Genomic DNA, 12,554 nt, shown 5'->3' with positions numbered 1-12,554 from the left:
TCAGCCCAGGTTCTGCTTCCGGCAGTCGAAGGTCTCGGGGCGGTCCGGGTCGAGGGCGATCTGCCGGATCATGGTGGCCTCCATCGAGATGCGGAACGTCTCCTGGTTCCGGCAGTCGTAGAAGGTGTAGACGCCGTTGCTCTCGCCCAGCAGCATCAGCTTGGCGCCGCCGCGCAGTTGCTTGCCGCTCGCGCGGTCGGCGGCCACCACCCACTGGTCCTGGACCCCGACGCCGGCCAGCCAGAGGCTCGGCTGGCCGGTGGTGGCGAGCCGGTGGGCGTCGCTCTCCATCTGGCCCATCAGGGCGAAGCCGAGGCCGATGCCGGTGAAGGCGCCCACCACGATCTTCATGCCCGCCCTGCCGACCTTGCGGGAGCGGAGCAGCCTGAACGGGACGAGGAAGGCCAGCACGCCGATGACCGAGGCGACGATCACGATGGTGGCCAGGGTCGCGCCCTCGTCCAGGTCCAGGTAGCCGAGGAAGCCCCAGTAGGTCGCGCCGCACCAGAGGGCGCCGAGCAGCGCGGCCACCCAGGGCCGGGCGCGGATGGCGTGGACGAGACGGGCGGCGTGGCCGAAGGTGACCTTGTCCAGCAGCCACCCGAGCGCGACGACCGGTCCGAGCAGGATCGCGCCGAGGAGGACGAGCAGGACCAGGGTGCCCACCAGGCGGGCGAAGATCGTCGCCTGGTCGATGCCCACCTGTTCAGGGCTGACGTTGAAGACGCCGTAGACCTCCTGGATGCCCAGGTAGAGCAGCGCGTACAGCCCGATGGCGATCGGCACCGCGACGGAGCCGGTCCGTTCGAGCATGCCGACGACGCCGGGGGTGGGTTCTTCGTTCTTGTCGGGTTCGGCGCTCTCCTGCGTGTCGGAGCGCCGGTCGACCTCTGTGACGGTCATGGGAACTTTCGTGTGGATCAACGCGGAATGGGGGCAAGAGCGTATCCAATACCGGTTTCTCGACAGCCCATCCGCGATCTGCGATCACCGGGCGGTGACGCAATTCATGCGCGGCTATGCCCGCCACGAGGTCGACGCGGCCGTACGCGAGTGGATCGAACAACTGGACAAGTGCCTGTAGGTGACACGCGGACATTTCCGCGTTGGCCGGCATGGTTGCGCCGGTGACACGATAATGGTGTCATCTGGTCATGCTCTACAAGGTGCCCAAGCTCGGTGACGTCGATCGCCGGGTGCTCGACGAGATCGAGCGCATGCGCCATGACCTGCGCATGCACGTGCGACCTCAGGAGCGGTGGACGAAGCAGCTCCGCAGGAGCCTGACCGCCAGGGCGATCGTCGGTTCCAACACGATCGAGGGCTACGCGGCATCGGTCGACGACGTCGAAGCGCTCATGGCCGGTGAAGCGCCGCTGGAGACCAGCGACACGACCCGGCGTGAGCTGGAGGGCTACCAACGGGCGATGACCTACATCCAAGCGTTGTCCGACGCCGGCGACGGCTTCCGGTACGACCTGGGATTGCTGAACGGGCTGCACTTCATGATGCAGGAGCATCATCCCCGCAAGCGGCCGGGGCGGATCCGCGGCGGTCCGGTCTACGTCACGAGCCCCGACGATCCCGCCGTCGCCGCCTACACGGGTCCGGATCACGGCTTGCTGCCGGGGCTCATGGACGAGCTGATCCAGTGGCTCGACCAGGGCGACCTCGACGCTCCCGTCCACGTCCGCGCCTCGATGGCGCATCTGAACCTGGTCATGATCCACCCGTGGGCCGACGGCAACGGGCGGATGTCGCGGGCGCTGTCCACCTTGGTCTTCGCCCGGGAGGCGCTGCTGCCCCCGGAGTTCTCCTCCATCGAGGAGTGGCTCGGCAGGGGGCAGAACACGTACGCCTACTACCAGGTGCTCCAGGAGGTGGGCGGGGCCGGCTGGCGTCCCGGCGGCGACGCGTACGAGTGGATCCGGTTCTGCCTGCGCGCGCACCACCTACAGGCGCAGCAGGCCAGACGGAGGGTGGAACTGCTGGGCCGGGCCTGGTCGGCGCTGACGGAGGCGGCAGCCGCGGACCGCCTCGACGAGCGGACCGTGTTCGCGCTGCTGCCCGCGTTCTGGCGGTCGCGAGTCCGGCGGACCGTCTACCAGCAGGACGCCGAGCTCAGCCCTCAGCAGGCCGTGCGGGACATCAGAGAGCTGTGCCGGCTGAAGTGGCTGGTGCCGCGAGGGCAGGCACGCGGCCGCTACTACGTGGCCGGGCCCGCCATGGAGCCCGTCTTCGACGCCGTCCAGGAGTCGACGCGACCCTATGCCGACCCCTACCGGCGATGAGCCGGCTCAGTGGCCCACGCTCTGGTAATGGGTGAGCTGGCGGCGCCAGATGAGGTAGGCCGGCCAGACCAGGAGCACGCCCAGCAGCGGGGCGGCCAGGGCCCAGGGGGTGTCGAGCTTGCCCAGCACGACGCTCGACGGGATGTAGGCCACGAAGGCGACCGGCAGCACGTAGGTGAGCAGCCACTCGGTCACGCCGCCGAAGATCTTCATCGGGTACGAGCCGAACTTGCTGAAGACGTCGTCCAGGAAGACCCGCAGGGCGAAGGTGTCGATCATGCGCAGCGACAGCGAGCAGAGCGCCAGGAAGAAGGCGGCCTCGATGAGCGCGCCGCCGACGATCGCCAGGGCGCAGAAGGCGACCAGGCTGAGGCTCCAGTCGACCTGGGCGTTCTGGGAGGCGACGGCGAGCAGCGCCACGCCCACCAGCAGGTCGCCGAACTGGGCCAGGCCCATCCGGTTGCCCATGAGCTGGACGAGCGGGTTCAGCGGGCGCAGCAGGAAGCGGTCGAACTCCCCGTTGCGCACCACCCAGTGGATGTCGTGCACGCTCATCATGGGGATCATCGCCAGGGCGTGGGCCGTCAGGCGCATGCCGTACAAGAAGGCGATCTCCGCCAGGCCCCAGCCCGCGAGCGAGGGAAAGGTGTGCATCACCACCCAGATGAAGGCGAACCCGGTGCCCTGCCAGATCGCGCCGCTGAGGACGCCGATCGCGGTGTTGAGGCGGTACTGCATGGCGCCGCGGGCGGAGGCGCGCTGGAGCAGGACGTACAGGCGCAGGGCGCGGACGACCTCAGCCACCCTGGATCACCACCCTCCGATGCGTGCGTGACCAGGCGAGCGCGAGCAGGGCCCACAGCCCTGCGACCCAGGCGAGCTCGACCAGCAGAGGTCCGGAGATGTCGGAGATGTGGCCGACGTAGATCGCCGCGGGAACGTACCCCATGTACTTGAACGGCAGCACCTCGGCCAGCGTGCCCAGGAAGCCGGGGAAGAAGGCGAGCGGCACCATCGTCCCCGCGAAGAACTGGCTGACCAGCTGGTAGAGCAGCGAGACCGCGCCGATCTCCAGCATCCAGAAGCCCAGAAGGCTGATCAGCAGCGCCAGCTGCACGGCGATCACGTACCCGAGCACCAGTGTGACCACGTAGCCGAGCCCGTTGACCGGCGCCGTGATCGACCCGACCAGCAGCACCACCGGGACGACCGGGGCGAGCAGCAGCAGGCTGCCCGCGGTGTTGCCGGCCTGGAAGGCGGCCATCTGCCGCAGGTAACCGATCGGCCGGGCCAGGTCGAAGAAGACCGTCCCGCTGCGGATGCGGTGGTGGATGACGCGGGAGACGAGGGTCTGGGTGGCGAAGGACTGCAGGTTGGCCAGGGTGAGGTAGGCGAGCAGGGCTTCGAGGGTGAGCCCCGCGGCCTCGGCCCGCGACCCGTAGACCGCGGTCCAGATCATGCGCAGCAGGAACACCTGGGCGACCAGCGTCACGCAGGTCATGACGATGGAGCTGCGGTAGGCCAGGGCGAAGAGGAAGCCGACGCGGGTCATCGGGCGTAGATCCCTTTGATCACACTCTCCAGGTCCGGTTCCTCGATCGACAGGTCGCGGATCGTGTGCTCGGCGGAGATCGAGGCGATCATGGCGGGCAGGTCGCCGTGGATGTCGAAGACATGGCGGCCCTGGTCGTCGCGCGACACCCCGCGCACCTCCTCGGGCGCGGACTCCAGCAGCACCACCAGCCGCCTGGGCTGGTCGACCAGCGCGTCGATCGGGCCGTCGAAGAGCACCTTGCCGTGGTCGATGAGGATGATCCGCTTGCACAGCGCCTCGACGTCGGCCAGGTCGTGCGTGGTCAGGATGACGGTGGTGCGCCCGGTCCGGTTGGTCTCCACGATGAACTCGCGCACCGCCTCCTTGGCCAGCACGTCGAGCCCGACGGTCGGCTCGTCCAGGTAGAGCAGTGGCGGCTCGTACAGCACGGCCGCGGCCAGGTCGCCGCGCATCCGCTGGCCCAGGCTGAGCTGGCGGACCGGGGTGTCGAGGAACTCGTCCAGCCCGAGCAGGTCACGCAGCTTCTTCAGCGAGGTCTCGAAGCGCGCGGCGGGCAGGTCGTAGAGCGAGCCCACCAGGCGCAGGGACTCGATCAGGGGGAGGTCCCACCATAATTGGCTGCGCTGGCCGAAGACGACGCCGACCCGGCGGGCGTTGGCCGACCGGTCGCGCCACGGCACCAGCCCGTTGACCCGCACGGTGCCGGCGGTGGGGGTGAGGATGCCGGTGAGGATCTTGATGGTGGTCGACTTGCCGGCGCCGTTGGGCCCGAGATAGCCGATGACCTCGCCCTCGCCGATGTCGAAGCTGACGTCGTCGACGGCGGTCTTCTCCTCGTACTGGCGGGTCACGAGGGTGCGCAGCGCCCCGAAGGGCCCGGAGAAGGTACGCGGGCGGCGGAAGACCTTGGTTAACCCCTCGACCCGGATCATGACGGAATCTTTTCGGTACGGGTCGAGGGCTGCAAGTTGTTTTCAGGACTTCATCGGCGACGCGCCACCGGGGTGAAGGCGACGGGCAGCGACTCCAGGGCGCGGATCCACAGGGTGCGGCGCCACCGCAGTTCGCTGGGCGTACTGGGCGATCAGGTCGGCCCGGCCGTCGCCCGCGAACGCGTCGGCGGTCTGGTCGGTGACCTTCTCGCAGAGCAGGGTCAGCTCGATGCGGTCGATCTCGTCCAGCGCGTCGCCGACGGCGCCGCCGCGCCGCCGCCGTTCTTCGCCCTCGCTGCACACCAGCGACGGCTGTGGTGGAGCACGTACGGCAGCGACGGCCAGTCCGGCGGGACGTGTTCGCGCAGGTTCCAGCGTCTGGGGTCGCGGCCGAACAGCCCGCTCTGGCCGGTGACGTGGTGCAGCTCCCGGTAGCCGAGGACGAGCCAGGCGGGCAGGTCGGCGTCGAGCAGCACCGGCACGACCGGGCCGTGCTCGCGGCGCCTGCTCACCTGCCCATGGTGGGGGTGAAGGCGACCGGGAGGGCCGACAGCATGCGGTTCCAGATGTTGCGGCGCCAGCGCAGCTCCTCAGGCGCGACCGCCAGGTGCACGTCCGGCAGGCGGTCCAGGAGGACCTCGATGGCCGTCTTGGAGATGATCTCCGCGAGTTCGGGGGCGGGGAAGGGGCAGCCGTACTCGCCGTGGCCGAACGCCATGTGCGCCCGGTTGGCCGCGGTGTGACCCTGCTGCACCTGCGGGTCGGCGTTCGCGCCGACCAGGCTGATCACGATCATGTCGCCGCGCCGGATGCGGTGGCCGGCCAGCTCGCAGTCCTGCGCGGCGTAGCGTGACGGCAGGTTCTGGGCCGGCGGGTCCTTCCACAGCACCTGGTTGAGCGCCTCGGCCACGCTGCTCCTGCCGCCCTGCAGGTCCATCTGGAAGTGGTCGTCCACGAGCATCAGGCGCAGCGTGTTGCCGATCCAGCCGGCGCAGTTGTCCTGCGAGGCGATCAGCAGCGACAGCATGTCGTAGACGACCTCGGGGTCGGTGAGCCCGGCGTCGTGCGTCACCAGCCGGGAGGCGAGGTCGTGGCCCGGCCGGGCGCGCTTGCCGGCGACCAGGCGGCCCATGAGCTCGCCGACCTGCATCTCCGCCTCGTCGCGGCTCGCCGGGTCGTTCATGGCCTGGAAGATGGCGCGCAGCAGGGTGCCGACGTCCGGCTCCGGCAGCCCGAACAGCCGGGCGATGACCTGGGCCGGCATCCGGTGGGCGTACTGGGGGACCAGGTCGGCCTGGCCGTCGCCGGAGAACAGGTCGATGGCGGCGTCGGCGACCTTCTCGCAGAGCTGGGTCAGCTCGATGCGGTCGATCTCGTCCAGCGCGTCGCCGATGGCGCCGCCGCGCCGCCGCCGCTCCTCGCCCTCGGTGAACACCACCGACGGCTGGTACGTGACGTGCGGGCGGGCCGGCCAGTCCGGCGGCACCAGGTCGTGCTGGTTCCAGCGGCGCGGGTCACGGGCGAACAGCTGCGGCTGGCTCGTCACGTGGTGCAGCTCGCGGTACCCGAGGACGAGCCAGGCGGGCAGGTCGGCGTCGAGCAGCACCGGCACGACCGGGCCGTGCTTGCGGCGCAGCTCCTCCAGGAACGCGGCCGGGTCGTCGAGGACCTCCGGCTCGTACAGCCGGACGGCGCCGGCGTGCTCGGGATGTCCAGGGTTCGTCACGGCTGCCCTCTCAGGCCGGGGTCCGGTCGTACAGGCGGGTGAGATGCTCGACGAGCGTGGTCAGCACGTGCTTGCACGACTGCCGCTCCCGGGCGTCGCAGTCGACCAGCGGGATGCCGGGCGACAGGTCCAGCGCCTCGCGCACGGCGTCCAGCGACGGGCCGCCCGCGAAGCGGTTGACCGCGACCACGAACGGCATGTCGTGGTGTTCCAGCCGGTCGATCGAGTAGAACGAGTCCTCCAGGCGGCGGGTGTCGACCAGCACGACCGCCCCCAGGCTCCCGGCGAACAGCTGGTCCCAGACGAACCAGAACCGCGCCTGGCCGGGCGCCCCGAACAGGTAGAGCACGGTGCTGTCGCTGACCGTGATGCGCCCGAAGTCGAAGGCCACCGTGGTGGTGGTCTTGGTGCGGACCCGGCTCGCGTCGTCGATGCCCACGCTCGCCTCGGTCATCACCTCTTCGGTGCTCAGCGGGCGGATCTCGCTCACGGAGCCCACCATGGTGGTCTTGCCCACGCCGAACCCGCCCACGACCACGATCTTCATCGCGTCCGCGGCGGAGTCGCGCAGCGGCGTCCGCACGGGGGTCTCGTCAGAGGTTGTTGAGCGCAACGAGCACCTGCCTCAGGATGTCCGGATCCGGCTTGCCCGCCGTGGCGCCGGCGGAGGGGTGGCGTACGGTGATGCGGCCCGTGTCGAGCAGGTCGCGCAGCAGGATCTTCACCACGCTGACCGGCAGCCGCAGCTCCGCGGAGATCTCCACCACGGCCGTCGGGCGGCGGGCCAGCTGGAGGATCTTGACATGCTCCGACTGCATGCCCGGGACCGGCTCGCACTCGCTGACGATGAGCGAGACCGAGTCGAACGCGGTCTCGTCGGCGCGGGTGCGGCCCCCGGTGACCGTGTAGAGGCGGTCCGGGCTCTCCCGGTCGATCGGGCGCCGGTTCACGAGGCGTCGCCCTCGGCCGGTCTGGGCGCCGCGGTGAGGTACACCCCGATCTGCTCGACCAGCTCGTTCATGTTGTGTGCGATCAGCCCGACCTCGCCGTCCTCCTCGGCGACCACCGCCAGGTGGGCGCCCTCTCCGGCGGGCACGATGAGCAGCAGCCCACCGGCGAACTCCACCATCGCCTGCCCGGCGCCGATCGCGTCGCCGAACTCGGCCGAGGCGCTCAGCGACAGGCTCTGGATCCCGGCGGACAGCGCCGAGAGCTGGTCGGCCCTGTCCCTGGTGAGGCCGCTGCTGTAGCTCATCTTGAGCCCGTCCCTGGTCAGGACCAGGACGTACCTGATGCCGGGGGTCCGGTCCTTGAGGCTCTCCAGCAGCCCGTCAATGGTGCGATCCGTGGTACGCGATGCGTCGATAGTGCTCATCGAAACGCGGGGCGTCCGCCCGGGGGCGGCCCCTGCCTCCTATCTGAGATCCAAGTGGTCCGGTGCTCGCTGCGCCCGGGGGTCTAGGAGTCGCCGGAGGCCGGATCGGCGGGACGCCCGCGACCGCCCGCCTGGCGGAACGCGGCGAACCTGGCCGCCGCCTCGCGCCCGTCGCGTTGCGGCTTGACCGCCGTCGCCGGTCGCGACCCGGTGGCCTCGGCGAGCGTCTGGCCGCGCCGCCGCCGCGGCAGCGACTCCTCGGCCTCCTCGGCGGGCGCGGCCTGGGCGGGCACGGCCGCGGCCACCAGGGCGGGGCGGGCCTGCCGCTCGATCGCGGCCGGCGGCTCGGGGGCGGTCCTGGGCTGGGTGATGAGCACGCGGGGGATCAGCATCACGACACCGGTGCCGCCTCTGGCCGACGGACGGAAGCTGACCGTGAGGCCGTACTTGTCGACCAGCCGGCCCACCACGGCCAGGCCCAGCCGGGTGCCGGACAGCGTGCGCAGGTCGAGCGGCTCGGAGACGAGCTTGGCGGCGTGCTGGCGCTCGCGGGGGCGCATGCCGAGGCCGCTGTCCTCGATCGTGACCACCATGCCGGCGTCCTCCTCGTCCACGTACACGTGCACCTCGGTGCCGTGCGCGGAGAAGGTGGCGGCGTTGTCCATGAGCTCGGCCAGCGCGTGCATCACGCCTTCGGCCGCGTACCCGACCACGGCGGCCGTGCTGGTGGAGTGGACGCGGACGCGCTGGTAGGCGCTGATGCGGCCCATCGCGCCGCGCAGGACGCTCTCCATCACGATCGGCCGGGTCCACCTGCGGCCGGAGCGGCCGCCGCTGAGCAGGGCGATGTTGTCGGCCAGCCGGCCGAGCTGGGAGACGCGGTGGTCCAGGTCGAGCAGGTCGGCGAAGACCTCCTCCTGGTCGCCGTACTGCTCCTCCAGGTCGCGCAGCTGCGCCAGCAGGCTGGTGGCCTGGGCCTGCACCCGGGCCGCGGCCCCGGCGCAGGCGGCCATCACGGCGGCGCCCCTGCGGTCGCCCTCGGAGAGCTGCTGGGCCGTCTCGGCGAGCAGGTCGCGCAGCGGGGCGTGCACGGGCTGGCGCACCTCGGCGAGCGCGGAGGTGACCGGCTTGCGCTCCACCTGGATCTGCCTGACCAGCTCGGGCAGCGTGTCGCGGGTGAGGGTGACGATCTCCGACTCGGTGGCCGAGCGGGACGCGTGCGCGATGGCCCGCTCGCGTTCGAGCCCGTCGAGCTCGTTCGCGGTGGCCTTCAGTAGTTGTTGCAACGGTCCATCGGGAGGCTGCGGCAGGCGGGAGAGCGCGTCGGGGACGGACCCGCCGCCGCGCATCTGGCGGCCGAGCGCGGGCAGCGTGTCCTCGGCCACCCGGGCGATCTCGCGCTCCAGCCGGGCGACCCGGGCGGCGGCGGCCCTGGCCTGCTCGCGCAGCCGGCGGCCGGTGGCGACATGGTGGGCGATCACGGCGGCGGCGGCGGCCAGCAGCACCGCGCAGAGCCCGCCCGTGATCGCCATCACCCCGCGGGCGTCGGCCGGCGTGGCGAACACGGCCCACAGCCACAGGCAAGCCACCACGACCATGGTGCCCAGGGCGGTGACCACCATGAGCTCTCGCGGGGCAAGATCGCGTCGCGTTCGAAGAGGTACGTCTGCTGGCATCCGCGGTCCTCGGGGGGTCGTACTGCTGCTCCCCGTGCAGCAGAGGCTTACTGTTACCGCTCCGTAACAGAGTGCGAACGGGAACAGGCGCTTACCGTAGCACCAGGAGTATCAGAGACAACAGGCAAAACGCCCGCTTCACTTCAACCCACCAGTAGTCAACTCAAAAGTTGAGATATCGGGCCGATGGCTTCCCTCCGCCCGGCGAGTCCTCCTCGGCTCCCGCATCTCGCCGACCGAGGCGGCGCTGTCGCCGATGATCCCGCGCGTCGTCCTGCCGGCCGGCGGGTAGCGGTCAGCGGTCGAACCAGCGCGCGGCGGCGGGCGTGAACAGCATGGCGACGACGAACGTGGGGATGAGCACGTTCAACGACAGGAACGACAGGGTGCCGAGCTTGGCGTCGGCCCACTCCACCACCAGCCAGCCCGCGATCAGGACCGCCTGGAGCGCCGCCGCGCCCCATCGCACCCGCCGCTCCCGCCTGGGGAACCGCGCCATCACCCACCCGGTCAGCCCCAGGATCACCGCTGCCACGGCGACGAGGCCCCAGAACTGAGGGAGCATCATGGCCAGCGCCCCGCCGAAGCCCACGGCCAGCCCGATCAACCCGAACGCCATCTGGAGCGTCAACCCGACATACGCGGCCTGCACGGTGAACGGCCAGCCCGTGGACTTGGCGTCGGTCATGCTGATCACTCTAGACAGGCGGGGTCCCTTCTGCGGGAAATGGCCAGCGGGCCAACTTGGCGTCGGTTATGTCGATCACCCTGAACGGGCAGGGGCCGCCGATCGAAATAGAGAGACTTCTCTAGCCCGCCACCGCGATGGCGCAACTGGTCACCAGGTCCTCGGCGTAGGCGGGGAGCGGGGTGCCGGCGGACTGGTGGCGGCGGACGGTGGCGTAGGGGATGTCGACGGCCGCCAGCGTCAGGCGTTCGAGGTCGTACGGGGAGCTCCTGCCCAGGCGGGCGGCCAGGGCGTGCAGGGCGGCGGTGACCCGGCCGTTCGCGGCGGCGAGCTGGGCGCGGGCCTCCCCGGGCCAGTGCGGGTGGTCGAAGTCGGCCGGTCCGTAGAGCAGGACGCGGGCCTCGTGCGGGTGGGCGCGGGACCAGGCGATCACGTGGCGTGCCGCGGCGGGGGCGGCCTGCGCGGGCGGGTCGGTGTCGAGCGCGGCGAGGAATCCCCGCTGGAAGCGGCCGACCGTGCGCAGCCAGAGCGCCGCCAGGAGGGCGGGGCGGCCGGGGAATCGGTGGTAGACCGAGCCGCTCGGGGCGCCGGCGGCGCGGGCCACTGCGGTCATGGTGACGGCGCCGGGGCCGCCGGTCGTCACCAGCTCGGCTGCGGCGTCCAGTAGCCGGTCCACGTCATGGCGAGGCGGTCGTCCCATGGCGTCGAGCGTAGCCGCGCGTTATTGTAGAGAGAAGTCTCTAAAAAGGAGGGCGCATGCTGTCGACGCTCATGGAACGGGCCGACTTCGTGGACGAGGTCGCCGTCGAAGGAGGGGGCGGGTTGCGCGCGTTCGCCGCCGGGGCGCTGGGCTGGGAGCCGTGGTGGGTGCGCGGGCTCTTCAGGGCGCGGTCGGTGTTCGCGCGGCTGCTCCGCACGGCACACCCCGACGTGCGGCCCGGATCGGGCGGGATGCGACCCGAGGAGATCCCGTTCACGCCGGGGCGCAGGATCGGGTTCTTCACCGTGATCGGCGGTGAGGAAGGCCGCGAGCTGGTGCTGGAGGCGAGCGACTCGCACCTCGCGGCCTTCCTGGCGATCGTCGCCGACGACGCGGGCGGCGGACGGACCAGGTTCCGCATGATCACCGTGGCGCGCTGCCACGGGTGGACGGGCCGGATCTACCTCACGGTGATCCGGCCCGTCCACTACGTGGTGGTACGCGGCATGGCACGCGCGGGCCTCGCCGCCTCGGCGACCACCCCTTGACCACGGCGGCGGCCGGACCGGCAGGAAATGTCGGGGGCGTTTGGTACACAGGGACCCATGGGTGTGAGCGTCGACGAGTTTCTCGAGCTGCTGAAGAGCCTGCCTGAAGTGCGCACGAGCGACGGGCCCGGCTGGGTCGCGATCAAGGTGCGGGGCAAGGGCTTCGGTTACCTGTGGGAGGACACCGAGACCGTCGGGCTCAAGTCGACGATCGAGGAGCAGCTGGCGCTGGTGGCCGAGCGGCCCGAGGTGTTCGAGGTGCAGTTCACCGCGGGGCGGTTCGGGTGGGTCGTGGTCCACCTCGACAAGATCGACTACGACGAGCTGTTCGAGCTGACCGCCGAGGCGTGGTGCCTGACCGCGCCGAAGCAGCTCGTCACCGCGTTCGAGGCCGCCCATAAAATAGGCGGTTAATGGCACAGATCAGACTACGGAAGTGGCGGGAGGATGACGCCCCGGTCGTGCTGCGTGCCTTCCGGGCGCCCGACCTGAGGCGGCAGAGCTCGTGGCCCGTCGTCACGCCGCAGGACGCGGTGGGGTGGATCGCCTCCTGGGAGGGCGCCGGCCACGCCTTCGCCGTCACCCTCGACGGGCGGGTCGTCGGCAACGTCGCGGTGACCCGGATCGACGACCACGACACCGGCTGGGTGTCCTACTGGACGGTCCCCGAGGCGCGCGGGCGCGGGATCGCGGCTTCGGCCACCGACGAGCTGGCGCGCTGGGCGTTCGGCGAGCGCGGCCTGCACCGGCTGGAGCTGAGCCACCGCCTCGACAACCCCGCCTCGTGCCGGGTCGCGATCAAGGCGGGCTTCCTCCCGGAGGGCGTCGAACGCGGCAGGCTCCGCCACGACGGCGTCCGCTACGACGTCGAACGCCACGCCCGCCTCGCCACCGACCCACCCGCCTGACCCCCGCCCCACCACACCCACCGACCCTGTGGGGTCAGCCATGGCCGCCCCGCGCCTTCGTCCACCCCGATTCAGGTCGGCCCCGTAGGGCTGGGTGCGTCCCCCTGATCCGTGTCGGCCCGTGAGGGTTTGGGTGTGTCCACCCCGATCCGGTC

17 protein-coding genes are annotated in these 12,554 nt (G+C 71.0%); 5 read left to right on the top strand and 12 right to left on the bottom strand.

Annotated features, from left to right (window positions below):
* On the bottom strand, positions 1 to 903 hold the full coding sequence (locus ABD999_RS13160; protein WP_271274823.1) for a hypothetical protein: 903 nt from the start codon (positions 901 to 903) through the stop codon (positions 1 to 3).
* A 10-nt stretch (positions 904 to 913) separates the two neighbouring features.
* Here ABD999_RS13160 and ABD999_RS13155 point away from each other — a divergent pair, with 10 nt between their 5' ends.
* Positions 914 to 1,084, top strand: a complete 171-nt coding sequence (locus ABD999_RS13155; protein ID WP_271274824.1) for a hypothetical protein — start codon at positions 914 to 916, stop codon at positions 1,082 to 1,084.
* A gap of 70 nt (positions 1,085 to 1,154) precedes the next feature.
* Positions 1,155 to 2,291, top strand: coding sequence for a Fic family protein (locus tag ABD999_RS13150; RefSeq protein WP_271274825.1), 1,137 nt, complete (start codon positions 1,155 to 1,157; stop codon positions 2,289 to 2,291).
* A gap of 6 nt (positions 2,292 to 2,297) precedes the next feature.
* Here ABD999_RS13150 and ABD999_RS13145 read toward each other — a convergent pair whose 3' ends face one another.
* The 11 genes from ABD999_RS13145 to ABD999_RS13095 form a co-directional block, all read right to left on the bottom strand.
* Positions 2,298 to 3,095 (bottom strand): ABC transporter permease, encoded by a 798-nt coding sequence (locus ABD999_RS13145; protein ID WP_222709268.1) that lies wholly within the window; start codon positions 3,093 to 3,095, stop codon positions 2,298 to 2,300.
* Positions 3,088 to 3,843 carry an ABC transporter permease gene (locus tag ABD999_RS13140; protein ID WP_148036414.1) on the bottom strand — a complete coding sequence of 252 codons (756 nt, stop codon included), beginning with the start codon at positions 3,841 to 3,843 and terminating at the stop codon, positions 3,088 to 3,090. The genes ABD999_RS13145 and ABD999_RS13140 overlap by 8 nt, the downstream gene beginning before the upstream one ends.
* The gene (locus tag ABD999_RS13135; RefSeq protein ID WP_271274826.1) at positions 3,840 to 4,778 is read right to left on the bottom strand and encodes an ABC transporter ATP-binding protein; all 939 of its coding nucleotides are present in this window, start codon (positions 4,776 to 4,778) and stop codon (positions 3,840 to 3,842) included. Before ABD999_RS13135 ends, ABD999_RS13140 begins: the two co-directional genes overlap by 4 nt.
* A 221-nt stretch (positions 4,779 to 4,999) precedes the next feature.
* Positions 5,000 to 5,290: a hypothetical protein gene (locus ABD999_RS13130; protein WP_271274828.1), complete on the bottom strand. Its 291-nt coding sequence runs from the start codon at positions 5,288 to 5,290 to the stop codon at positions 5,000 to 5,002.
* Positions 5,287 to 6,504 carry a cytochrome P450 family protein gene (locus ABD999_RS13125; protein ID WP_148036417.1) on the bottom strand — a complete coding sequence of 406 codons (1,218 nt, stop codon included), beginning with the start codon at positions 6,502 to 6,504 and terminating at the stop codon, positions 5,287 to 5,289. The genes ABD999_RS13130 and ABD999_RS13125 overlap by 4 nt, the downstream gene beginning before the upstream one ends.
* Positions 6,505 to 6,514: 10 nt before the next feature.
* Positions 6,515 to 7,051, bottom strand: coding sequence for a GTP-binding protein (locus ABD999_RS13120; protein WP_271274869.1), 537 nt, complete (start codon positions 7,049 to 7,051; stop codon positions 6,515 to 6,517).
* A 46-nt stretch (positions 7,052 to 7,097) separates the two neighbouring features.
* A complete protein-coding gene (locus ABD999_RS13115; RefSeq protein ID WP_148036418.1) occupies positions 7,098 to 7,454 on the bottom strand; it encodes a DUF742 domain-containing protein in 357 nt (118 codons plus the stop codon).
* Entirely contained in the window at positions 7,451 to 7,879 is a 429-nt protein-coding gene (locus ABD999_RS13110) for a roadblock/LC7 domain-containing protein (RefSeq protein ID WP_148036419.1), read from the bottom strand. The genes ABD999_RS13115 and ABD999_RS13110 overlap by 4 nt, the downstream gene beginning before the upstream one ends.
* An 83-nt stretch (positions 7,880 to 7,962) precedes the next feature.
* The gene (locus ABD999_RS13105; protein ID WP_271274829.1) at positions 7,963 to 9,501 is read right to left on the bottom strand and encodes a sensor histidine kinase; all 1,539 of its coding nucleotides are present in this window, start codon (positions 9,499 to 9,501) and stop codon (positions 7,963 to 7,965) included.
* 349 nt (positions 9,502 to 9,850) lie between these two features.
* Positions 9,851 to 10,243 (bottom strand): hypothetical protein, encoded by a 393-nt coding sequence (locus ABD999_RS13100; protein ID WP_271274830.1) that lies wholly within the window; start codon positions 10,241 to 10,243, stop codon positions 9,851 to 9,853.
* A 121-nt stretch (positions 10,244 to 10,364) separates the two neighbouring features.
* The gene (locus ABD999_RS13095; RefSeq protein WP_148036422.1) at positions 10,365 to 10,943 is read right to left on the bottom strand and encodes a TetR/AcrR family transcriptional regulator; all 579 of its coding nucleotides are present in this window, start codon (positions 10,941 to 10,943) and stop codon (positions 10,365 to 10,367) included.
* A 56-nt stretch (positions 10,944 to 10,999) separates the two neighbouring features.
* Here ABD999_RS13095 and ABD999_RS13090 point away from each other — a divergent pair, with 56 nt between their 5' ends.
* The 3 genes from ABD999_RS13090 to ABD999_RS13080 are packed head-to-tail and all read left to right on the top strand — an operon-like array spanning position 11,000 to position 12,399.
* The gene (locus ABD999_RS13090) at positions 11,000 to 11,491 is read left to right on the top strand and encodes a DUF2867 domain-containing protein (protein WP_148036423.1); all 492 of its coding nucleotides are present in this window, start codon (positions 11,000 to 11,002) and stop codon (positions 11,489 to 11,491) included.
* 57 nt (positions 11,492 to 11,548) lie between these two features.
* Positions 11,549 to 11,905, top strand: a complete 357-nt coding sequence (locus ABD999_RS13085; RefSeq protein WP_148036424.1) for an MmcQ/YjbR family DNA-binding protein — start codon at positions 11,549 to 11,551, stop codon at positions 11,903 to 11,905.
* Positions 11,905 to 12,399, top strand: a complete 495-nt coding sequence (locus tag ABD999_RS13080) for a GNAT family N-acetyltransferase (protein ID WP_271274831.1) — start codon at positions 11,905 to 11,907, stop codon at positions 12,397 to 12,399. Before ABD999_RS13085 ends, ABD999_RS13080 begins: the two co-directional genes overlap by 1 nt.
* The last annotated feature ends 155 nt before the right edge of the window (positions 12,400 to 12,554 follow it).

Source organism: Nonomuraea ferruginea (genome assembly GCF_039540635.1).
Taxonomy (GTDB): domain Bacteria; phylum Actinomycetota; class Actinomycetes; order Streptosporangiales; family Streptosporangiaceae; genus Nonomuraea; species Nonomuraea ferruginea.
Note: the sequence above shows the minus strand (reverse complement) of the source record. Positions and strands in the feature narration are given on the sequence as shown.